Origin of the sequence: Xanthomarina gelatinilytica (assembly GCF_000348685.1) — a bacterium.
Classification (GTDB): Bacteria; Bacteroidota; Bacteroidia; order Flavobacteriales; family Flavobacteriaceae; genus Xanthomarina; species Xanthomarina gelatinilytica.
Genome location: NZ_ANLA01000004.1, coordinates 84,736 through 108,077 on the forward strand (window position 1 = coordinate 84,736; position 23,342 = coordinate 108,077).

Sequence of the window (23,342 nt, forward strand, 5' to 3'; positions counted from 1 at the left end):
TGTAAATGAATACCAATGCGTGCAATGCAAAAAGCAAATGTCCACAAATGAAAATGGGGCATTAACGCCATTAACACAAAAACAAAAAGAGATAAATTCTGTGTTAAACTATATTCACAAAAAAAAGAAACGAAAAGCAGCCCAATTAACAACTAATTATTAAGGGCATTCCAGCCTTGTGCTTTTAAAGGAATACTTGTTTCTGCCCTAGTAATTAAGTGCATGCCAGCAGCTTCTTCTTTCATAAAACCAATAACCGTAAAGTTAGGATTGCCTTTAATTTTAGGAAAATCTTCTTGAGAAATAGTAAATAACAACTCATAATCCTCTCCTCCATTTAAAGCAACTGTGGTGCTATCAATTTTAAATTCCTCGCAAGTGGAAATTACTTGAGGATCCAATGGGATTTTGTTTTCGTATAAATCACATCCTACCTTGCTGTGTTTGCACAAGTGCATAATTTCAGAAGATAATCCATCACTGATATCGATCATGGAAGTAGGCTTCACTCCCAATTCATGAAGTAATTTTACAATATCTTTCCTGGCTTCAGGTTTTAATTGTCTTTCTATAATATAGGTGTAGTTGTCTAATTCCGGTTGATTGTTTGGGTTCACTTTAAACACCTCTTTTTCTCTTTCCAAAACTTGTAAACCCATATATGCTGCACCTAAATCGCCAGTGACCACCAACAAATCGTTAGGTTTTGCACCATTCCTATAAACTACTTTCTTAGCATCCACCACACCTATGGCAGTTACAGAAATAATCAATCCTGTTGTGGAGGACGTAGTATCCCCTCCTACTACATCAATATTATAAATCTTGGCTGCCGTTTCAATACCAGCATACAACTCTTCCAAAGCTTCCAATGGAAATCTGTTTGAAACAGCAATAGAAACCGTTACTTGTGTTGCTTGGGCATTCATGGCATAAACATCAGATAGATTCACAATAATGGCCTTATAACCTAAATGTTTTAATGGCGCATAACTTAAATCAAAATGTACACCTTCAACAAGCATATCGGTTGTAACCACAACCTGTTCTTTTTTAAAATCCATAACAGCAGCATCATCACCAACACCTTTTATGGTAGACTTTTGCTTTATGGTAAAATTTTTAGTTAAATGGTCTATCAAGCCAAATTCCCCCAAGGAACCCAAATCTGTTCTGTTTTGGTTTTTATCTTCTATCATATTGCAAAAATAAGAACCTTCTTGCTGATATGCAGAAAAAAATTATATTTAAATCAAACAAGCAACATAGATTCATGCAAATACATTAGAAAACTCAAGAGAAAACAAGACTTTACCAACCACCTAATGTACAGTGACACGCTTTTTTAAAGTTTGTTATTTATTAAGTTTATGCTTCTGTAAAATCCATAACAAAAACCTATCTAAGTATTTGCTAATATAATGTTATGTTCCATGGTAAAATAGGACATATATTGTATCTTTGCGTTTCTATTTAGAAACTTTCTTAATAAAGAACCTGGTACTTTAAGCCTGTCTTTATGAATGAAAGCAACTGGCAACAATAGAAAAATTAATATTTACACGTGAATTAATCTATTTTATTTATGATTAAAGTATCGGAAACAGCAAAAAAGAAAGTAGTGGAATTAATGTCTGAAGACGGCTTTAATTCAGCTACGGATTTCGTGCGGGTTGGTGTTAAAAGTGGTGGTTGTTCTGGTTTGTCCTACGATTTAAAATTTGATAAGGAGCAACTGGAAGGAGATAAAGTATTTGAAGACAATGGTGTGAAAATTATTGTTGACAAAAAAAGCTTTTTGTACCTCATAGGGACCACTTTAGAATATTCCGGAGGCTTAAATGGCGCTGGCTTTGTTTTTAACAATCCAAACGCAAATAGAACTTGTGGCTGTGGTGAATCTTTTTCACTATAACAGCTTATCCAAACCTGCCTATTGGCAGATAGGTCTTCCTTTTGTGAAGACTTTATAAAAATAATTAGAATCTATGACTAAATATACTGAAGACGATTTAAGAGAAGAACTAAAAACCAAGGAATACGAATACGGTTTTTATACTGATATTGAATCAGACACCTTTCCTGTTGGTTTAAATGAAGAAATAGTAAAAGCTATTTCCTTGAAAAAGGAAGAACCACAATGGATGACAGATTGGAGGCTGGAATCTTTTCGTGCCTGGAAAGAAATGATTGAGCCGGAATGGGCAAATGTTACTTACGAAAAACCGGATTTTCAAGCCATATCCTATTATTCTGCGCCAAATAGCAAACCTAAATACGACAGTTTAGACGAAGTGGATCCAGAATTATTGGACACTTTCAAAAAATTAGGAATCTCGTTAGACGAACAAAAAAAGCTGGCTGGAGTTGCAATGGATGTGGTTGTTGATTCTGTATCTGTAGCAACAACTTTCAAAAAAACACTAAACGAAAAAGGAATTATTTTCTGCTCCATTAGTGAAGCCATAAGAGAACATCCAGAATTGGTTAAAAAATACATCGGAACGGTTGTGCCACAAAAAGACAACTTTTATGCTGCATTAAATTCAGCCGTGTTTAGTGATGGTAGTTTTTGCTACATTCCCAAAGGTGTTCGTTGCCCTATGGAGTTATCTACCTATTTTAGAATCAATCAAGCTGGAACCGGACAATTTGAACGTACACTTTTAATTGCAGACGAAGACAGTTACGTTAGTTACCTTGAAGGTTGTACTGCTCCAAGTAGGGACGAGAACCAATTGCATGCAGCTGTTGTGGAACTTATTGCACTTGATGGGGCCGAAATAAAATATTCTACCGTTCAAAACTGGTATCCTGGAAATGACGAAGGTAAAGGTGGTGTTTACAATTTTGTAACCAAAAGAGGGATTTGTGAGAAAAACGCAAAAATTTCCTGGACACAAGTTGAAACCGGTTCTGCCATTACCTGGAAATATCCAAGTTGCATATTAAAAGGGGATAATTCGGTTGGTGAATTTTATTCCATTGCCGTAACCAATAATTTCCAACAGGCAGACACTGGTACCAAAATGATTCATTTGGGAAAAAATACCAAATCAACCATCATCTCTAAAGGTATTTCGGCAGGAAAATCACAAAACTCTTACAGAGGCTTGGTAAAAATAAATGCCAATGCAGACAATGCGCGTAACTTTTCACAATGTGACAGCTTGTTGATGGGCAACGAGTGTGGTGCACACACGTTTCCCTACATTGAAGCAAAAAACAAATCGGCACAAATTGAACACGAGGCAACAACCAGTAAAATAGGTGAAGACCAAATTTTTTATTGCAACCAACGTGGTATCGATACAGAAAAAGCCATTGCACTAATTGTAAACGGTTTTAGTAAAGATGTTTTAAACAAACTCCCAATGGAATTTGCTATTGAGGCCCAAAAATTATTGGAAATTTCTTTAGAAGGATCTGTTGGTTAAACTTATTGGAATGAAATATCATGCTGAGCGTACCCATCCACCAAAACAATAACGATGGAAACGTTGAAGCATCTAAATTTTAATTAATAATAATCATGAAAAAAACAGTCATCTTATTCTTAATAATCACAACGCTTTACAGTTGTAAAAACGATTCCAAAACAGGCACAACCGATACTGAAAACACTGCTACAGAACAGCAAACCGAACGCTTAACCTTGTTAACTGGTGATTTTGTGTATTATGCCGATGCAGCTGTTTTACAAACACCTCAAGAAGTATATGGCGTTGTTATAAACCAAAAAATGCATGAATTGCACGACATGGTTAAAGGCTATAAAACAGAGGACACAGACATGGTTCCTGTAGAAATTAGAGGGAACGTGATACCAAAACCAGAAGGAGAAGAAGGTTGGCCTTTTCGTATAGAGATTAAGGAAATCATTAATGTGAGCAAGCCAAACCCAAACAAAAAAGATATTGTAATAGGAACCGATAAATAATAAGAACAGGAATTAGTGTTTAAAACACTGATTTTTTTTGAATAAATAAATTATGTTAAAAATAAAAAACCTACACGCAAGTGTTGAAGATAAAGCCATTTTAAAAGGCATTAATTTAGAAGTAAATCCTGGAGAAGTACATGCCATTATGGGACCAAATGGATCTGGTAAAAGTACTCTGGCTTCAGTTATTGCTGGGAAAGAAGAATATGAAGTTACAAATGGAGACATACTTTTTGAAGACAAAAACATTGAGGAATTGGCAGCAGAAGAGCGCGCTCACAAAGGCATCTTTCTATCGTTTCAATATCCAGTGGAAATCCCAGGAGTTTCCGTAACCAACTTCATGAAGACTGCAATTAACGAAACCCGTAAGGCCAAAGGACTGGAAGAAATGCCTGCCAATGAAATGCTGAAATTAATTCGCGAAAAATCTGAATTATTGGAAATAGACAGAAAGTTTTTATCGCGTTCTCTAAACGAAGGGTTTTCTGGTGGTGAGAAAAAACGTAACGAAATTTTTCAAATGGCCATGTTGGAACCTAAATTGGCCATTTTGGACGAGACAGATTCCGGTCTGGATATTGACGCTTTGCGTATTGTTGCAAATGGTGTGAACAAATTAAAGAGCAAAGACAACGCTGTTATTGTTATTACACATTACCAAAGACTATTGGATTACATTGTTCCAGATTTTGTTCATGTATTGCACAATGGAAGGATTGTAAAATCTGGCACAAAGGAATTGGCACATGAGCTGGAAGAAAAAGGTTACGACTGGATTAAACAGGAGTTAGTTTAAAAAGTTTCAAGTTTAATGTTCCAGGTTTATGGCAACTATATCACGGTTTGAAGATTTAGAAATATGCCAGGAAGCCAGAAGGCTATTTAATATAATCAAAGACATTACAATTGAAACAGATTTAAAAAATGATTTTAGACTGAAAGATCAAATTAAAGAGTCTTCAGGTTCTGTAATGGACAATATTGCTGAAGGTTTTGAAAGAGACGGAAATCTTGAATTTAGACAATTTCTTTCTATCGCAAAAGGTTCTGCAGGAGAAGCAAGATCTCAATTATATAGAGTTTATGATTCTGAATATATTTCAGAAGAAAAACTAAAATTATTAGTAGATGAATATGAAAAATTAAGCAAAAGAATAGCTGCATTTATTTCATATTTAAACAAAAAAGATTTTAAAGGAAACAAGTTTAAATAAAGTTTTAAAGTGAATAAGTGAGCAACCTGAAACTTTAAACAAAAAACTTGAAACAATAAAAAAATGGAATTAAAAGACAAACTCATTTCATCCTTTCTAGCATTTGAAAACCGTGTGGATATAGATTCACCGGTTCACGATGTTAGAAGTGAAGCCATAAAAATATTTGAAAGTCAAGGGTTTCCTTCCAAAAAAGAAGAAGCCTGGAAATACACATCTTTAAAAAGCATTTTAAAGCACGATTACAGTGTGTTTCCCAAACACGAAAAGAACATTGAATACAACGATGTTAAAAAGTATTTTATACACGAAATAGACAGTTATAAAATTGTGTTTATAGATGGAAAATACTCATCGCATTTATCTCAAACCACACATGATGGCATAGATGTTTGTTTAATGTCTGCAGCTTTAAACAAACCCAAATACCAATTGGTTATTGATAATTATTTCAACAAAGCAGCCACTAAAGACAGCATAACATCTTTAAATACGGCTTTCTCCCAAGAAGGGGCTTATATTCATATTCCTAAAAACAAATTGGTAGAGAAACCTATTCAAATCATCCATTTCTCTACAGGAAATGAAACAGCTATCATGCATCAACCACGTAATTTAATTGTGGTTAACGAGAATTCCCATGTGCAAATTATCGAACGTCACCAAAGTTTAACCAATAATCCGGTTTTAACAAACAGTGTGACTGAAATTTTTGCAAATAAACGGGCTATAGTAGATTATTACAAAATTCAAAACGACAATGAAAATGCGTCTTTAATAGACAATACCTTCATCAACCAAAAGCAAGAGAGTCATTGTTCGGTTCATACGTTTTCATTTGGTGGTAAATTAACACGTAACAACCTTAATTTTTATCAAAATGGAGAACGCATCGATTCTACCTTAAAAGGAGTGACCATTATTGGTAACAAACAGCATGTGGACCACAACACTTTGGTGCATCATATAGAACCAAACTGTGAGAGTCATCAAGATTACAAAGGTATCTTTAACGACAATGCAACAGGTGTATTCAACGGAAAAGTCTTGGTAAACAAAGAAGCGCAAAAAACCAATGCGTTTCAAGCCAATAACAACATCCTTGTAAGCGATAAAGCCTCTATAAACACAAAACCCCAACTGGAAATTTTTGCCGACGATGTAAAATGTTCCCATGGTTGTACCATTGGACAATTGGACGAAAGCGCTTTGTTTTACATGCAATCTCGAGGGATTCCAAAAAAAGAAGCCAAGGCTTTATTGATGTATGCCTTTAGCAATAATGTGTTGAGTTCGGTTAAAATTCCTGAAATAAAACAACGAATCAATAAAATTATAGCCACCAAATTAGGTGTTAATATTGGGTTTGACCTTTAGTCTCTATCTCTTTAACTATGAAAAAGCAGTTTATACTTTTTGTATTTATTTTTACCTGTTCATTGTCTCAAGCTCAAGATTTGTCTTATGGAGTTGTATTTGGGGGAAATTATCTACATCCACAAGTAAAAAATTCGTCAGGTAGTATATCATCCCAAAATCCAGATAGGCCCAATATTCATTTAGGTGGTTTTATTAGCTATCAATTTTCAGAAAAATTGGGTGTAAAACTAAACACTCAATACAACAGGATATATCAAAATTATTTATACACTTATTCAAGCTATACAACCAGTAATAATATAAATGCGTTAGAAATTATACCTCAAGTTAAGTTAAATTTCCACCCAAAATTCTATTTTTTGTCTGGACCTAGGTTTAGTTTTGTTATTTCAGTAGATAGAGATGGTGAAGACATTAAAGATTTTTACAAAAGTTACTTAATAGGTGCCCAACTTGGTTTTGGTTTCAATCCTTCTAAATATTTTGCTATTGAATTTATTGGTGATTATGGATTTTCAGATATTTCTGAGGCTGAACCAATTGAAATTAAAACCTTTGGTGGTTACTTAAATTTTGCTATAAACCTAGAATCAATAATAAACAAATAATGTTTCCAATAAAAGAAATTCGCAAAGACTTCCCCATACTTTCAAGAAAAGTACATGGCAAACCCTTGGTGTATTTAGATAATGGAGCAACGTCGCAAACACCTATTCAGGTAATAGATGTTATAGTGGATTATTATTCCAACTACAATGCCAATATTCACAGAGGTGTTCACAACTTAAGTCAGGAAGCGACCGACAAATACGAAGAAGCCAGACATAAAATTCAAAACCATTTTAATGCCAAGCATGCACATGAAATTATCATGACCTCTGGCACTACTGAAAGCATCAATTTGGTGGCCCACGGTTTTGCTTCATTATTGGATAAAGGTGATGAAATTATGGTTTCGGCCTTAGAACATCACAGTAATATTGTGCCTTGGCAAATGTTATGTGAAAAAACTGGAGCTGTTTTAAAAGTTATTCACATGAATGATGAAGGCGAATTGGTTTTGACAGAATACAGCAAATTGCTTTCAAATAAAACCAAGCTGGTTTTTGTAAATCATATCTCAAATGCCTTGGGAACCATTAATCCTATAGAGCTCATTATTGAAAAAGCCCATCAAGTTGGAGCAGCTGTCTTAATTGATGGAGCTCAAGCTTGTCCACACGTCAAACCAGATGTTCAAGCATTAAATGTGGATTTTTATGTGGCTTCTGCACATAAAATGTGTGGCCCAACAGGAGTAGGGATGCTTTATGGAAAAGAAGCATGGCTTAACAAATTGCCACCTTACCAAGGTGGTGGCGAAATGATTGCAGATGTTACTTTTGAAAAAACAACCTATGCTGGCTTGCCTCATAAATTTGAAGCTGGAACACCAAACATTTGTGGTGGTATTGCTTTTGGTGCTGCCATAGATTATTTAAATGCCATAGGATTTGATAACATTGCTGCTTACGAACACGAGCTTTTGGAATATGCCACAGAAAAACTTATGGAAATAGAAGGATTAAAAATTTATGGGACTTCTAAAAACAAAACTTCAGTCATTTCATTTAATATTGAAGGCATTCATCCATACGATATTGGAACCATTTTAGATAAGTTAGGAATTGCTGTAAGAACTGGCCATCATTGTGCTCAACCTATCATGGCTTACTTTAAAATTCCCGGAACTGTTAGAGCATCGTTTGCATTTTATAACACCAAAGAAGAAGTGGATATTTTGGTTGCAGGAGTTAAGAAAGCAAAAATGATGTTGGCCTAAACACTTTGGCTTCCTTTTTGTATCTTTTATTTTTAAATTAAAAAAACAATATCATGAAATACATTACTATTATACTAAGTTTATTTACGTTCATGTCTTGTGGAAACTCAAAAGATGCAACAGCTATGGTAAATAACAGAGAAGTTATGGATCAGATTTCGGGAAACTATTTGGTGACTTCCATTCACGAAACCAACTATACGTCCTCAGAATTGACACTCTTATTTGATGAAAAAACAAACACAGTATCTGGGTTTTCTGGGTGCAATAGATTTACAGGAACTTATAAAATTAGTGAAAACACAATCTCTTTTGGCCCACTGGCCTCCACCAGGATGGCTTGCAGGGAAACCGAAAACCAAATAGAAAAAACCATGTTGGAAGCCTTGAGCAATACCAACGCCCTTTCATTGAACAATAGGGAGCTTACTTTACTGAATTCAGATAAAGCGCTTATAAAAGCCACTAAAATACTGGAGGACAATTCAGAACAGGACACTGGTTACAAAATAACCTATACAGCCATGTCCAGAGGCCTGTTTAATGAGTATGTTTTTGAAAACGGAAAGATCTCCATTCAAAAAGACAGAGCATCCACACCAACAGTTAGAACCTGTTCCCAAGAAGAAATCAACACCCTTCTTGAAGAAGTTAGAGCCTTGGAGTTGGAAAAATTAAACAGCTTAAAAGCACCTTCAGAAAAAAGATTTGTGGATGCTGCTGCCATTGCCATTTTAAAAGTAAGCTATCAAGGTGACACTTACCAAACCCCAGAATTTGATCATGGAGAACCAAACCAATACATTGCTTCATTGGTTTCAACTCTTTTGGGACTTGCTGAAAAAAAGCAATAAATTGATTAGAAGCAATAGTTATTGTACTTTTGTATAAAATAATAAGCAGTGAGCATTCAAGACATTCAAAACGATATTATAGAGGAATTTGCCATGTTTGACGATTGGGAGGAACGCTATCAATACATGATAGATTTAGGGAAAACCTTACCTCTTATAGACGAGCAATACAAAACAGATGATTATCTTATTAAAGGCTGCCAAAGTAAAGTTTGGGTACACGCAAACATGGAAAACAACAAGGTTGTTTTTACGGCAGATAGCGATGCCATTATCACCAAAGGTGTTATTGCTATATTAATTCGCGTATTCTCCAATCAACGTCCTAAAGATATTATTGATGCCAATACCGATTTTATTGATAAAATTGGACTGAAAGAACATTTATCGCCAACACGTGCCAACGGTTTGGTGAGTATGATAAAACAATTAAAAATGTATGCCTTTGCATACCAAACGCAATTGAATTAAAAATTCAGGGTTCAAAATTTTAAATTTTAAAGCATCTTGAACCTTAAACATTGAACAAAAAAAAACCATGGAAACAAGCATAGATACCAACGCTTTGGGCGAAAAAATAGTAAGAGTTTTAAAAACCATTTACGATCCGGAAATACCTGTAGACATTTATGAACTGGGCTTAATCTACGATGTGTTTGTAAACGAAGATTATGAAGTGAAGATTTTAATGACACTAACAACACCAAACTGTCCAGTAGCAGAAACACTTCCATTGGAAGTTGAAGAAAAAGTAAAATCTTTAGACGAAGTAAAAACTGCAGAGGTTGAAATTACTTTCGATCCACCTTGGAGTCAAGAACTTATGAGCGAAGAAGCGAAGCTAGAACTTGGTATGTTATAAAATAGTGATCCTTATTCAGTGTTCAGTTCACAATTTAACAACAAACACAAACAACAAACTGTGAAAGAAGAAATCATAAATCGTGTTGCGAACAGCAAGCTGGAAGTTTTGGACCTGGAAGATTATTATCCACAAGGAAAAAGACAATTGTTGGATATTAAAGACTGGCTTTTTGAAGGTTTTGTTCTGCGTGAAAAAGACTTTAGGGAATATGTTAAACAACACTCTTGGTCTCAATACCAAGATCAATACATTGCCTTAACCTGCTCTACAGATGCCATAATTCCGGCTTGGGCTTATATGCTTATTGTTTTGGAACTGGAATCCATATCCAAGAAAACCATTATTGGGGATTTGGAGCTGTTGGAGACAGCCATTTACCAAGACATAATCAATCAATTGGATGTAAGTCATTTCAAAAACAAACCTGTAATCATTAAAGGTTGCTCCAACAAACCTGTTCCAAAAAATGCTTATTTAATGATTACAGAGAAACTAAAACCTGTTGCAAAATCCATTATGTACGGAGAAGCTTGTTCTTCTGTTCCCTTATTTAAACAACCAAAAAACTTATAGATATTCATTTCAATTTAATTGTTTACATTTATTTATTAATTCATTATTTTTTGATAACTGTGATGTAACATCTATATTTGCAGGCTTTTATAATTATTTAATCCATAAAAACTCTTAAAAATGACTAAAAAATTACTTTCAATCTTAGTTGTGGTATTTACTATTTCAGCTGGATTTTCTCAAACAAAAGAAGAATTAAAATCTGAGCAAAAAGCTAAGAAAGATTCTATTAGCGCCATTCAAGCACGTGTTGACGACCTTCAAAAACAAATAGACACCTATCCAGGCTGGAAATTTGGTGCTTTTGGTACAATTGGTGCCAGTTTCTCTAACTTTAATAACTGGTATGCGCAAGGCTCTCCTAACAATTCTGCAGGAAACATTAGCATTACAGTAAATCCTCATGCTAAATTAGATAGGGACAACTATTTTTGGTACAATACGGCAAACATTAACTTAAGTTGGGTAAAGTTTGATGATAAAGATAAAGACGATCCAAATGACGATGATAGCTTTAGGGAGTCCAGCGATGTGTTTAACGTAACCTCTCTTTTTGGTTATAAAATAACCAAAAGTTTAGCTGCATCAACCTTGGCTGAATATAGAACAACAATAATTAAAAACTTTAACGATCCTGGATACTTGGATTTAGGTGTTGGTATTACTTGGACACCAATCGAGAATTTGGTTGTTGTGGTTCATCCTTTAAACTATAACTTTGTTTTTGCTGATAACGATGCTATTTTTGAATCATCTTTGGGTGCTAAAGTAGTTGCTAACTACAACCGTTCTTTTGGAGGATTGAAATTTAACTCAAATCTTTCTGCATTTATGAGTTATGAAGATTCTGATTTATCAAACTGGACTTGGATCAACTCTCTTAGTTATACTGTTTGGAAAGGAATTGGTCTTGGTTTTGAACTAGGTTTAAGAGACAGTAAGCAAGAAGCACTTAATTATGCGTTGGGCCAATGGGATGGAACAGGTACTGCACCAGATTTCGACAATGTTGATAATGCTGTACAGGTTTACACCACCTTTGGTTTAAGCTATAATTTCTAAACAATATTAAAAAAAAGGCGCCAATTGGCGCCTTTTTTATTCTTCTTCGTTATAATCCGGATACAGGAAATGGTTGTACGGAAAACGTGTTACGTGAATTTCCCGAACCTCATCATAAACCCGTTTTTTAAAGTCGTCCATATTTTCTTTGTTCAAAGCAGAAATAAACAAGGCATTGTTTCCAACCCGGTTCATCCAGGTTTTTTTCCATTCTTGTAAGGTATAATTTGCTTCGGTTCTTTCGGTCTCGAGATCGGTTTCATCAAAAGGTTCCGGCTTATAGGCATCTATTTTATTGAACACCATAATGGTTGGCTTGTCTGAACTATCAATTTCTCCCAAAATTTTGTTTACAGATTCTATGTGATGCTCAAAATTAGGATGTGAAATATCAACAATATGAAGCAGTAAATCGGCTTCACGAACTTCATCTAAAGTACTTTTAAAACTTTCAACTAATTGGGTTGGCAATTTTCTAATAAATCCAACGGTATCGCTTAATAAAAATGGCAGGTTTTGAATAACTACTTTTCTAACTGTTGTGTCTAAAGTTGCAAATAGTTTGTTTTCGGCAAAGACATCGCTTTTGCTAATCACGTTCATTAAAGTAGATTTTCCCACATTGGTATAACCTACCAAAGCAACACGAACCATTTTTCCTCGATTACCACGTTGTACAGCCATCTGTTTGTCGATGGTCTTTATTTTATCTTTTAAAAGTGCAATTTTGTCCCTAACAATACGTCTATCTGTTTCAATTTCTGTTTCTCCTGGACCACGCATTCCAATACCTCCTTTTTGTCTTTCAAGGTGTGTCCACATTCCTTTTAAACGAGGCAGTAAGTATTCGCATTGTGCCAATTCCACTTGTGTCCTGGCATAACTAGTCTGTGCTCTTTGCGCAAAAATGTCCAAGATTAAATTGGTTCTGTCCAAGACTTTACAACCCAAAATTTTACTGATGTTTCGTTCTTGTGCAGCAGACAATTCGTCGTCAAAAATGGCTGTACCAATATCATTTTCACTAATAAACACCCTAACATCTTCAATTTTACCTGTGCCTATAAAGGTTTTAGGATTGGGCATATCCATTTTTTGAGTAAACCGTTTTACTACTTCACCTCCTGCTGTATAGGTTAAAAACTCTAGCTCATCTAAATATTCCTTGGATTTCGCTTCGTCTTGTTCTTTTGTTACAACTCCTATTAAAACAGCTCTTTCTAATGCTATATCTTTCTTTTCTATCATATATGTTAATAAAGTACAAAGTTACGTAATTGTAAGCATTTTAATTTTTATATTTTTAAATCTTCAATAAGTTTAAACTGAAGATATAAACCTGCCTGACGGTTGTCTGGTTTCACGAATCCAAAAAAACATGCACAGCATAGCATTTTACAATATCGAGAACTTATTTGAACCATTTAGCGATTTGTCCTTGACAAGAGATAAAAAATGGACTGTAAAACGCTATCTTGAAAAATTAAACAATATTGGTTATACGTTGTCCGAAATTGGGAAGACTGAAACTGATAAACACCCTACAATTATTGGTTTAGCCGAAGTTGAAAACGAAACCGTTTTGGAAGATTTGATTCAATCAACGCCTTTAAAGGGCTGTAACTACAATTATGTTTTTTATAAATCTAGGGATGAACGAGGCATAAATATTTCTTTGTTGTATGATTCTGGATATTTTAAGGTTGAAAGCTCCAAACCCTATTCTTTTGAATTGAAAAATGCTTTTGGAAAAACAGAATACACAAGGGATATTTTACTCATTTCAGGCTTTTTAAATACTGAGAAAATTTATTTGTTAGTAAATCATTGGCCTTCTAAACGAGAAAACGATAAAGAAACGGAACACAAACGCTTGGCTGCATCACATAAAGTAAGTGAGATTATCACTTCCATAATAACTAAAGATAAAGCAGCTAGGATTATTGTTTTAGGGGATTTTAACGATAATCCCACTAGTAAGAGCGTGAAACGTTTGGTAAATCAGCACAAATTACAAAATCCTTTTGAAGCACTTAGGTCTTTTAGTCGAGGTTCAACCATCCATAACAAACAATGGCATTTGTTTGACCAGATACTTTTAACCACTTCTTTTTTTAATGTTGAAAAAAACAGTTTATCTTTTAATAGCGCTAATATTTTTGATGCAGCTTTTTTAAAGAATTCTGAAGGCAAGCATAAAGGCAGTCCAAATAGAACGTTTCAAGGAAACAGATATCATGGTGGATATAGCGATCATTTTCCAGTGTATATTGTCTTGGGCTAGAGTTATAACACAAAGATTTGCTGAGCAATTATGAATCCTTTCTTCTTGCAAAGACACAAAGATGCAAAACTGGTTCCTGGCAAAAAAACTAAATAGCCTGTAAAATTACCAAAGCCAGAACCACACAAGCTATTGGCAATAACCAAAGCATAACCATAGAATAGTTAGTCCCTTTCTTTTTAAGCATTTTGGCATTTAATACTTTACGTTTTCTGCCAGCATATTGAATCCAATTTTTAAAGAAAATAAAAACAGCTGCCAAAACAAACAAAAACCAAGCTTTATCCTGAGACATGGTATCCATGTTCATTTGATTAAAAAAACCTGCAAAAAACGCACCTAACACCAATAAAATAGCTACTTGTAAAATAGAGATATACAAGGTAGCCATTTGATTTGCTTTTTTGCTTTTAGCTTCCTTATAGTGTTTAAATACGTTGAAGAACAATGCGTCGAAAAGTGTCATAAAGAATGTGGAGATAAAAATTAAAAAAACCTGCCAATGTTTCCCATTGGCAGGTTTTAATATATGAAAGTCCATAATGGACATTTGGCATATAATACCATTAACCACCGAAATAATTAATCTTCTGAACTACAGGTTCTTGATGATTTAAAATCGATGAAACAATGGTTAAAATTAGTTAGCCAATACTTTGTAGTTATCAATTTGATAAGCACCATCCAAAGTGGTATCTGTACCAGAACCTGTAACTTTAAAAGCTACATACACAGTACCGGAATAAGCAGAGATATCAATTAATCCTGAATCCACAAATTCGTACCAAGCATTAGCTTGCGATGGTAAATTGGCTGAAACCGGCTCCCAAGTGGCACCTAATACATCAGAGCCATCAAAATCTGTAGAAACAAAAATCTCTAAAGTATTATCAGGTGAATCTAAATGGTGTTGTGCAGCTTCAAAGTTCACAAAAACATTATCCAAGCCAGACATATCAATACCAGGAGTTACCAACCAAGCAATGTTTACTGCGTCTCCGGAATTGTAAGTGCTGAATTCTGTATAACCATTACCAGAGAACGTTTTTTCTCTCCAAACCCATCCACCAGCTTCTGCAAAGTTAGTCCATCCTGGAAAATCTAAATTGGTATTGTTTACAGCTGATTCAAAATCTTCTTCAGCGACAACAGTGAAATCGTTAATGTCCAAAGGTGTACATCTATCATTGTTAAACATAACATCATCTGTAGTATTTAAAGCCAATACAAGTCCTGAACCATCGTATGTTTTATTAACTACGGCAGCAATAGAGCCATTTTTAACTGGTAATAATTCGTCTCTAAAAGAGGCAAAGCTACTTGTTTCCAATTGGAATGTTGAGTAGGAAAACCCTTCACAAGATTGTAAAGTTCTACTTGTATCAAAATCTTGAAATGGATCGAAATAACGTTTTCCAATTAAATTGTCTGCAAATTCTGCATTATCTACTTGAACAAATAAACCTACATGGCTAGCGTTTATTTGAGAAAAGGTAAGATTAAGTGGTACAATTTCTTCAGTAACTGTAGATCTAAAAACGTGTGAATTTGTTTGAATAGTTCCCAAACTGGTTACAGTTGTTCCGTATTGGTCTGTTTCTGTGCCTCCTCCAATGGTAACAACGCCATTCTCTATGCGTTCTTCACCAACATATAAGTCTTTTAAGCTAACATATACTTCTCTTCCAAAATTAAATTGGTTGTAAGTATCCACTTCGTTTAAAATAACCTTAATAGCAATGGTTGGGTTTGAAGGACTGTCTTGAATAAAAAATTCTTTAAAGAAATTTCCTGTTTTATCAGAAGAAGACACATACCCTTTCACATAAATATTGGTTTCAATAAGAACCGCTGCATTATCTCCTGGGTCTGGCTCTGTAAGATACATTTGCTTTAATTCTGCCATAGAAACTTCAGTTCCAGTAGCCAATAAATTATTTAATGCTGTATTCTCTTCATTTCCCATGCTGCTAGGAACCGAATAATCGTCGTCTTGTACACAGGAAACAATGGCAAAGGTTACCATTAATCCCAGTACTATTTTTAAAAATTTATTTGTTTTCATGATTAATAATTTTTAATTAATTTTTTTCTTTTTCTTTTTTTAGAATCTAAAGTTAACATTTAAAAAATAAGTGGTTCCACGTCCATACCAATATTTTGGACCGAAACGTCTTTTTGGATTTGAGTTGTCTTCCAATAACTGTTGGTAATTAGCAGATCTTCCTTGTTCAAAACCACCTGTTTTATATACTTCGTCCAACAAGTTATTGACACTTGCAAAGAAGCCAATGTAATAATCCCCAATTTTCCACGATTTTCCACCTGTAAGGTTTACAACCATATAATCGTCAAACTCTTCTTGTTTCAATAATTCCCTAGCGATATCTTCATTATAATCGTTAAAAGGCAAGCCATCACTATCTTGATAAAAGTTTTCTGTTCTAGTTATTGGGCTCACGTCCACATAGGTATTTGAGAAAAAGTTAGCTGTAGCTCCAAACCACCAATAATCTGGATCTCTATATTCAAAACCTACAGAATATGCTTGTTGTGGACCACCAGCCACCTTATAATCTTTTAAGTTTGATTTAAAAGTTCTTGTTCTATCAAAACTAGAGGATGTTAAGTAGAGATTTGGATTATTATCATAAGTATATTGACCCACAGAGGCCACACCTTTTAATTTAATGGTTGGTGTTACCTGAGCTTCAAGACCTAATTCCCCTCCAATGTGTTTTTTATCAACTCCATATAACACTTCTTGAACAAAGGCAGATGTTTCGTTATATTGCTGGATGGTACCTGTTATCCCGTCGGCATAGTAAAAGGCAATTTCGTTGGCATCTTCAATTTTAGAATAAAAACCTGTAAGTTTTGCTTTTACAATTGGGGATCTAAAAATATAGCTAATATCAGCAGACGTTATTTTTTCTTCAGTGATATTATCTACTATGCTATTATTTTCTCTAGAATTGGAAAACGTGTTTCTAATAGTTGGCGCTTTGGTTATATAACCAGCATTAACATCTATTAAATGTTTCCCGGTAATTTTATAAGTAAATCCACCTTTTGCTCCAATACCAGTAAAGTTTAATTTTTCACCTTTCCCTAAAGATTCATTTCCTGGATATGCGCTATGTTCCCATAAACCTTCTCTTTGGTAGGTAGTGCTTGTTAAGCTTCCAGAGACATAAAAATCTATTTTATTGTATTTAAATTGTGCTTGGGCATATCCAGAGATTACATCTGATAAGATGTTGTAGTTGTATCTAAATTTATCGCCTTCGCCCAGCAAACGGTCTGGGTTTTGGTTATCATACTGATAGCCGTCAAAAGAATCTACGTTTAAATATCCTACAGTAGAACCTAATAAATCTAGGATTTCACCAAAGTTTTCAGATTTTAAATTTTTATAGGTAACAGCTGCGTTCACTAAAATATTTTCGTTAATCTCTGTATTGAATATGGAGTTTACAGTAAATTGCGTGTCATCGCTTCTGTCTTCATACAAGACATAGGCACCAGGTTCTTCGCCATTAACAGGAATGTTATTGGTAAGGTTGGCATCTAAAATGCGTTCCCAATCTATTTGTCCATTATTGATAAACTCTTGCTCTGCCAAATATGCGCCAGCATAATCTGGACCATCAGCATCTGCCAAGAAGTAACTAGGCAAATTTTGATAATAGGCTGGACTTGGGTTGGCTCCTCCTGCATAATCCAAACGGCTGTTTCCTATTTTACCAAATTGGTAACCTACGTTTGTGTTTAAGCTTGTTTTGCTGTTAATATCCCAATAATGGTTTAACATTAAAATGGGCTCTTCTACTTCTTTTATACGTGAGTTTTTCTTTTCACCATCTAGCCATCCCCAATATTCGTTGTAGCGAATCCCTTTTAGATCGTAAACTTCTTGGGTGTTTGGAGACGATTTTCCTCTACGGTTTGGTGTGTAAATAGAAGTGAAGTTTAAACTATGTTTTTCGTTTATTACTTTTTCCACCGAAGCAAAGAATGAATTGGCATCGTACAGAGTAGCATCTTGATAGCCTTCGTTACCCCAACGTCTTCCAGCCATGAAAGTGAAAGCCCAACCTCCATCTAATAATCCGGAAGCATAGCTGGCCATTACTCGGTTTGTATAACTTCTATTAGAAGAAGAGTATGTAACACGTCCACCTTCTCTATATTGAGACGCTCTAACAATCATGTTAGTAGTTCCCAAAACACCACCAAAGTTATAGCTAGAAGGCTGTAAACCTGTTGTTAACTCTTGGTTACGCAACACATCGTTCAATCCTCCCCAATCACTCCATTGAGGTCTTCCGTCGTACAATTTGTTCATCTCGATTCCATTAATTAAAACCGAACCGTTTTCAGAATCCAATCCTCTTACCTTAAAGAAAGAAGAGCTAAACTCGAATGCTGCAGTACGTTGAAACACATCTTGAGACGATTGTAATAATCCTGAAATATTATCCAGGCCACTATCGTCACTATCCAATTCATCGTCTGTTAAAGTAATGGTAAACAAATCTGCTTCAGAAACATCTTTAGTTAAGGTCATATCTGTGATGTTAACAGTTTGCCCTTGGTTAACCACTATTGGATATCTTTTAGAGATATATCCACTTTTAGAAATGTGCAACACTTGTTCTCCCAACGGAACTTGTTCTAAAAATTGAAACTCACCGTTTTCATCAGTTTCAACAGATAGCACAGTTCCTTCAACAGTTACGGTTACACTTGGAATAGGTTCAAAAGAAATGGCCTCTGTGACACTTCCCTTTACAACAGTTTCTTGGGCCACTGCTGTAATAGTTGAAAAAATTCCGAATAGAAAAATAAATAAACTTTTTTTCATACTTGAATTTATAGTTAATAATTTAATTTGCGTTAATTTATCATTAATTAAGGCTTGCAAATTTACATTATTTATAATAAATATCTACTTTTGGCAGAACATTTGTATTAACATAACTATAACATAACATACAAGTAAATGAAACATTTAAAATTAGGGCTTACGGCTATGCTATTTATTGCTTTTATAACTGTAAACGCCCAAGAAAAGAAAACATTTAAAATCCATACAGTTGCCTTCTATAATTTAGAGAATTTGTTTGATACCATTAACGACCCTAATAAAAACGATGAAGCCAGTCCTATCATGGAAATGAAAGGCGATATCCAAGAAGTGTACAAAAAGAAAGTGAGCAATATGGCTCGTGTGATTTCTGACATAGGTACAGAGGTTGCCCAAAATTCACCAGTTATCATAGGTGTGTCTGAGGTTGAAAACAGGGAAGTGATGGAAGACGTTGCCAACGACCCTTTACTATTGGATAAAGATTATGGCATTGTGCATTACGACTCTCCAGACCAACGTGGTATTGATGTTGGATTGTTTTATCAGAAGAAATTTTTCACCCCTTTACACACCAGTAGCCATGAACTGATAATCTTTGACGACGATACCAGAGAACGTGTTTACACTAGGGACCAACTTTTGGTTAGTGGAAAATTGGAAGACGAAATGATACATATTATTGTTAATCATTGGCCTTCCAGACGTGGTGGCGAAGCTAGAAGCAGACCTAAACGTGTGGCTGCTGCAAAATTGAACAAAAAGATTATCGATTCGTTACAAACCATTGATCCTTATGCGAAAATATTGATTATGGGAGATTTAAACGATGATCCTACAAACGCAAGTGTTAAAGAGGTTTTAAAAGCAGAAAAAGAGAAAGAAGATGTAAAACTAAAAGGGATTTACAACCCTATGGAAAATTTCTTTAAAATGGGCTTGGGCTCCAATGCGTATAGAGATAGCTGGAGTTTGTTTGACCAAATTATGATGACTCAGCCTTTTTTGGAAAAAGATTACAGCTCTTTTAGATTTTACAAAGCTGGAATTTACAATAAAAACTATTTGGTGAACAAAAGAGGTAGATGGAAAGGCTATCCGTTGCGTAGTTTTGCAGATGGTGGATTTACCGATGGTTTTAGCGATCATTTTCCGGTATATATTTTCTTGATTAAAGAAATACAGTAAGGACAGCTGCTTTAATAAGCTTTTAAAATCTTTCCTGGATAACAATAAAATAGTTGCTGGTTTCTGTGTTATTGAGTTATAAAATGAAATTCCCAACAACTTAATTTCCCAATAACTTTGTTATTTGTATTAAAAAAGACGCTTTCGTTCATTTTGAACGAAAGCGTCTTTTTTAATTGATGACTTTTCTTTGCTATGCCAACCAAGTGTTCCAAGGGATTCTTGATAAAAACAAGACCAGCGCAATGGCATAAAACACTGAAATGGTTTTAAATTTCGCATTGGACAACAGTTTCTTTTTATGCTTGGAGTACCCAATAGTAATTAACACGATAGCAATAATGTTTATTAGAGGATGTTCAACCAAATACAATCTGTCCACAGAGTTTTTCATAATCTCTCCCATGCCAGACTCACTGAACAAACTAAACCTTGGAGATACAAAATAAAGGATGAATCCCAAAAGCAACTGTATGTGGGAGACAATTAAAGCGAACAATGCAATTCTAAAGTCCTTGGCTTCATATTCCTTTTTACCTGCCAGCTTAACAATACTATTAATAACTGCCAACACTAATATTAAAAGCACTAAATAAGCCCAATAAGAGTGAAGTATTTTTACCATGTTATACATATCGATACGTGTTTTATTGATTATAACACAAATGTAGTCATTATAAACACATAAAAAAACCTCTTCGAGAGGAAGAGGTTTTTTAAATTTATCTAAATAAGACTAGAAGTTAAAACGGATGCTTGTGTTCCACGTTCTACCGTAACCAAAACGTCCTGTATTGCTAGTGTTAACACCTTTGTAATTGTCTTCAGGATTTGAAGAAGCTGCAGTGTTTCCATTAACAGATTCTAAATATACCTCGTCGAAAATATTGTTGATATTCACTCTAAATTGCAATGAATTTCTATCGTCTTTACCTACTAACATTTTGTAGGACAGACCAGCGTCTACCAAATCATAAGAAGGCATAGCAATAGTTTCTTCTTCTAAAGACCCAGTAGAATACATATCGTTGTACCAGTTCCATGCTCCATCCACGCTTAATCTTGGTAAAAACTCATAACTGGCATTGATTCCTGCAGTTACCTGAGCAGCTCCACCAACATTAAATCCATCTATTTCTACATCTAAATCATCTCCAACTTGATTCCCATCAATATCAAAAGTTCTTTGAGTTGCATTGTCCTTATATTGCCACTCTCCTAAAGAAAGAAACCCATTTACACTTAAATTATCAAGAGGTTGTGTAAACACTTCCAACTCAACACCATAATGCACTTGTTTTATTCCTTGTGTTTGAAAGCTTAAAAAATCATCACCTTCTTCACCATTTGTAAATGTTTGAGTAACTTCACCCCAAGTAGTATGGTATAAGTTTAAATTGGCTTGGATACGCTCGCCTCCAAATTGATACCCAGCTTCAAAACCTGTAATTTCTTCATTTTTTGCTTCTGGTTGTAGTAATTCATTACTACTTCTATCATCCTTATATAAGTTATCATGGAAAGGCTGACGAGAATAGTATCCTGCGTTTACAAACACTTTATGCATGTCTGTAATGGTGTAAGCAGCACCAACCTTAAGGTTATATCCAATGTTATTTACTTTGTCTCCCTCTTCCCCTTGTCCTGGAGTTGATGTGTTTAAATACTCGGTTCTAACATGAGATTGGTTAGATAAGGCACCTTGGAAAAAAGCAGATAAATTATCTTTAGAGTATTCTAATTGTGTAAATATACCAGCATAGTTAATTTGCTCTTCGTAATCGTATCCAAAGCGTTGTAGATGGTCTGTATTTGGGTTAAAAAACACATTCCAAGGATTGATTCCTCCTGCTTCGGTTAAATAATAGGTTTCACCACCACTATAACCTGAACTAGCACTTACAGAATCTACAGACAAAAACTCTCTTACATCTCTAAAATGAATACCGTTATACAAACGTACATCGGCTCCTACGTTAAAGTTTAAATTCTCCGTTAACTGGTTGTTGAAGTTAGTAACCAAACCATACCAGTTGTGGTTGTTGTTTGAACCTCTTGCATAAGTTACTTCATCTCCCGATGTTCTTGCTTGTGCGAAAGAACCTCTACCCATTGATCCGTAAAGTACAGTAGAAAGCTCAGATTTATCGTTAATGGTCCAATCCCAACTTAAGTTAGCCACTGGTTTGTGGTAAATATTTCTACCACCTGGATACACACCTCCATGTAAATTGTTATCACTATCAACACCAGTAAAATTCCAAGAATTATATCTTCTCCCATTGTCTAAAAAGTCTTGAATATCTCCACTTCCTGCAGCTGCATGCCATTGTGGCGCACCAGTTAACATAAAGTTTAAGGCGTGATTATCGTTTGGTTGATACCCAACAGAAATATAATAGGTTTGTCCTTGACCTTGTGTATAATCTACATAACCATCACCTTGCCAGTGACCAAACAACACGCCTAAAGACCATCCTTTATCATTTACTCCAGTAGAGTAATAAGCAGTTGATTTAATATAGTTGTCGTTTCCAACCATTTGTTGTACAAAACCACCTTCTCTTCTATCTATGGTTTTAGTTACAATGTTAACCGTACCACCAACTGATGAAATAGCAAGTTTGGAAGCTCCTAAACCACGTTGTACTTGAACAGCGTTAGCAACATCTAAAACACCAGACCAGTTAGACCAGTACATCCTACCATCTTCCATGCCGTTAATTGGTTGTCCGTTTAATAAGAACGCTGTGTTTGTTTGGTCGAAACCACGTAAAAACATTTGACCGTCTCCAAAACCACCAGCTTGTACACTTTGTACAGAAGGTGTTTGTTTTAACACTTCTGGTAAATCTGAGTTACCAGCTTTTTCTCTAATTTGATTTGCTGTAATGGTAGAAACAGCCACAGGCGTTTTTCTATCTTCAGCTAAATCGATTACACCACTACCAATAATAACCACTTCTTCTAACGTGTTATCTGGCTTAAGGGTTATGTTTCCTAAATTTGTGCTTCCACTAAATTTAACAACCACCTTGGTATAACCAACATAAGAAATAACAATTTCCCCTTCGGTTGATTGGGTAATGATAGAGAATTCACCATCAAAATTTGATGACACACCATTGGTAGTGCCTTTTTCAACGATGTTGGCACCAGGAAGTGGCGCAGCCATTTCAGCATCCATAACAGTTCCTGTTACAACTGTTTGAGCCATTGAAAAAGCAGTAAACATTAATGCTCCTGCTAAAAATAATAATCTTGTAATTTTTTTCATTGTATTA

At 34.9% G+C, this 23,342-nt stretch carries 22 protein-coding genes; 15 read left to right on the forward strand and 7 right to left on the reverse strand.

Features of this window, described 5'->3' with window-relative positions; genetic code table 11:
- Positions 1 to 152 precede the first annotated feature (152 nt).
- On the reverse strand, positions 153 to 1,199 hold the full coding sequence (thiL, locus tag D778_RS01035; protein ID WP_007646868.1) for a thiamine-phosphate kinase: 1,047 nt from the start codon (positions 1,197 to 1,199) through the stop codon (positions 153 to 155).
- A 386-nt stretch (positions 1,200 to 1,585) separates the two neighbouring features.
- On the opposite strand from thiL, the gene D778_RS01040 reads away from it, so the two are divergent.
- The 13 genes from D778_RS01040 to D778_RS01100 all read left to right on the forward strand — a co-directional run bounded on the left by D778_RS01040 (position 1,586) and on the right by D778_RS01100 (position 11,716).
- Positions 1,586 to 1,915 carry a HesB/IscA family protein gene (locus D778_RS01040; RefSeq protein WP_007646870.1) on the forward strand — a complete coding sequence of 110 codons (330 nt, stop codon included), beginning with the start codon at positions 1,586 to 1,588 and terminating at the stop codon, positions 1,913 to 1,915.
- A gap of 73 nt (positions 1,916 to 1,988) precedes the next feature.
- Complete coding sequence (gene sufB, locus D778_RS01045; protein ID WP_007646872.1) at positions 1,989 to 3,437, forward strand: Fe-S cluster assembly protein SufB; 1,449 nt, start codon at positions 1,989 to 1,991, stop codon at positions 3,435 to 3,437.
- Positions 3,438 to 3,532: 95 nt separating this feature from the next.
- Positions 3,533 to 3,940: a hypothetical protein gene (locus tag D778_RS01050; protein ID WP_007646874.1), complete on the forward strand. Its 408-nt coding sequence runs from the start codon at positions 3,533 to 3,535 to the stop codon at positions 3,938 to 3,940.
- A gap of 52 nt (positions 3,941 to 3,992) precedes the next feature.
- Positions 3,993 to 4,742 (forward strand): Fe-S cluster assembly ATPase SufC, encoded by a 750-nt coding sequence (gene sufC, locus D778_RS01055; protein ID WP_007646876.1) that lies wholly within the window; start codon positions 3,993 to 3,995, stop codon positions 4,740 to 4,742.
- A gap of 28 nt (positions 4,743 to 4,770) precedes the next feature.
- Complete coding sequence (locus D778_RS01060; protein ID WP_007646879.1) at positions 4,771 to 5,160, forward strand: four helix bundle protein; 390 nt, start codon at positions 4,771 to 4,773, stop codon at positions 5,158 to 5,160.
- A gap of 63 nt (positions 5,161 to 5,223) precedes the next feature.
- Positions 5,224 to 6,537: a Fe-S cluster assembly protein SufD gene (gene sufD, locus D778_RS01065; RefSeq protein WP_007646886.1), complete on the forward strand. Its 1,314-nt coding sequence runs from the start codon at positions 5,224 to 5,226 to the stop codon at positions 6,535 to 6,537.
- 17 nt (positions 6,538 to 6,554) lie between these two features.
- Positions 6,555 to 7,148: an outer membrane beta-barrel protein gene (locus tag D778_RS01070; protein ID WP_007646888.1), complete on the forward strand. Its 594-nt coding sequence runs from the start codon at positions 6,555 to 6,557 to the stop codon at positions 7,146 to 7,148.
- A complete protein-coding gene (locus D778_RS01075; protein ID WP_007646891.1) occupies positions 7,148 to 8,362 on the forward strand; it encodes an aminotransferase class V-fold PLP-dependent enzyme in 1,215 nt (404 codons plus the stop codon). Before D778_RS01070 ends, D778_RS01075 begins: the two co-directional genes overlap by 1 nt.
- A 53-nt stretch (positions 8,363 to 8,415) precedes the next feature.
- Complete coding sequence (locus D778_RS01080) at positions 8,416 to 9,216, forward strand: META domain-containing protein (RefSeq protein WP_081602609.1); 801 nt, start codon at positions 8,416 to 8,418, stop codon at positions 9,214 to 9,216.
- Positions 9,217 to 9,264: 48 nt separating this feature from the next.
- Positions 9,265 to 9,687: a SufE family protein gene (locus D778_RS01085; protein ID WP_007646895.1), complete on the forward strand. Its 423-nt coding sequence runs from the start codon at positions 9,265 to 9,267 to the stop codon at positions 9,685 to 9,687.
- A gap of 67 nt (positions 9,688 to 9,754) precedes the next feature.
- Entirely contained in the window at positions 9,755 to 10,078 is a 324-nt protein-coding gene (locus D778_RS01090; RefSeq protein WP_007646897.1) for a DUF59 domain-containing protein, read from the forward strand.
- A 60-nt stretch (positions 10,079 to 10,138) separates the two neighbouring features.
- Positions 10,139 to 10,654 carry a DUF2480 family protein gene (locus D778_RS01095; RefSeq protein WP_007646899.1) on the forward strand — a complete coding sequence of 172 codons (516 nt, stop codon included), beginning with the start codon at positions 10,139 to 10,141 and terminating at the stop codon, positions 10,652 to 10,654.
- Between the two features lie 120 nt (positions 10,655 to 10,774).
- Complete coding sequence (locus tag D778_RS01100) at positions 10,775 to 11,716, forward strand: DUF3078 domain-containing protein (RefSeq protein ID WP_007646901.1); 942 nt, start codon at positions 10,775 to 10,777, stop codon at positions 11,714 to 11,716.
- 36 nt (positions 11,717 to 11,752) lie between these two features.
- Here the strand turns inward: D778_RS01100 and hflX are convergent, their stop codons facing one another.
- Positions 11,753 to 12,964, reverse strand: coding sequence for a GTPase HflX (gene hflX, locus D778_RS01105; RefSeq protein WP_007646902.1), 1,212 nt, complete (start codon positions 12,962 to 12,964; stop codon positions 11,753 to 11,755).
- A 130-nt stretch (positions 12,965 to 13,094) separates the two neighbouring features.
- Here hflX and D778_RS01110 point away from each other — a divergent pair, with 130 nt between their 5' ends.
- On the forward strand, positions 13,095 to 14,000 hold the full coding sequence (locus D778_RS01110) for an endonuclease/exonuclease/phosphatase family protein (protein WP_007646904.1): 906 nt from the start codon (positions 13,095 to 13,097) through the stop codon (positions 13,998 to 14,000).
- Positions 14,001 to 14,088: 88 nt separating this feature from the next.
- Here the strand turns inward: D778_RS01110 and D778_RS01115 are convergent, their stop codons facing one another.
- The 3 genes from D778_RS01115 to D778_RS01125 all read right to left on the reverse strand — a co-directional run bounded on the left by D778_RS01115 (position 14,089) and on the right by D778_RS01125 (position 18,867).
- Positions 14,089 to 14,541 carry a hypothetical protein gene (locus D778_RS01115; protein ID WP_238307538.1) on the reverse strand — a complete coding sequence of 151 codons (453 nt, stop codon included), beginning with the start codon at positions 14,539 to 14,541 and terminating at the stop codon, positions 14,089 to 14,091.
- Positions 14,542 to 14,640: 99 nt separating this feature from the next.
- Positions 14,641 to 16,065, reverse strand: a complete 1,425-nt coding sequence (locus tag D778_RS01120; protein WP_007646908.1) for a DUF5689 domain-containing protein — start codon at positions 16,063 to 16,065, stop codon at positions 14,641 to 14,643.
- Positions 16,066 to 16,104: 39 nt separating this feature from the next.
- The gene (locus D778_RS01125) at positions 16,105 to 18,867 is read right to left on the reverse strand and encodes a TonB-dependent receptor (protein ID WP_040491392.1); all 2,763 of its coding nucleotides are present in this window, start codon (positions 18,865 to 18,867) and stop codon (positions 16,105 to 16,107) included.
- A 138-nt stretch (positions 18,868 to 19,005) separates the two neighbouring features.
- Here D778_RS01125 and D778_RS01130 point away from each other — a divergent pair, with 138 nt between their 5' ends.
- Positions 19,006 to 20,058 carry an endonuclease/exonuclease/phosphatase family protein gene (locus D778_RS01130; protein ID WP_007646913.1) on the forward strand — a complete coding sequence of 351 codons (1,053 nt, stop codon included), beginning with the start codon at positions 19,006 to 19,008 and terminating at the stop codon, positions 20,056 to 20,058.
- A gap of 193 nt (positions 20,059 to 20,251) precedes the next feature.
- On the opposite strand, the gene D778_RS01135 is transcribed toward D778_RS01130, so the two are convergent.
- Both D778_RS01135 and D778_RS01140 read right to left on the reverse strand, forming a co-directional pair.
- Positions 20,252 to 20,692, reverse strand: a complete 441-nt coding sequence (locus D778_RS01135) for a hypothetical protein (RefSeq protein ID WP_007646915.1) — start codon at positions 20,690 to 20,692, stop codon at positions 20,252 to 20,254.
- 102 nt (positions 20,693 to 20,794) lie between these two features.
- Entirely contained in the window at positions 20,795 to 23,335 is a 2,541-nt protein-coding gene (locus D778_RS01140) for a TonB-dependent receptor (RefSeq protein WP_007646917.1), read from the reverse strand.
- Positions 23,336 to 23,342: the final 7 nt, after the last annotated feature.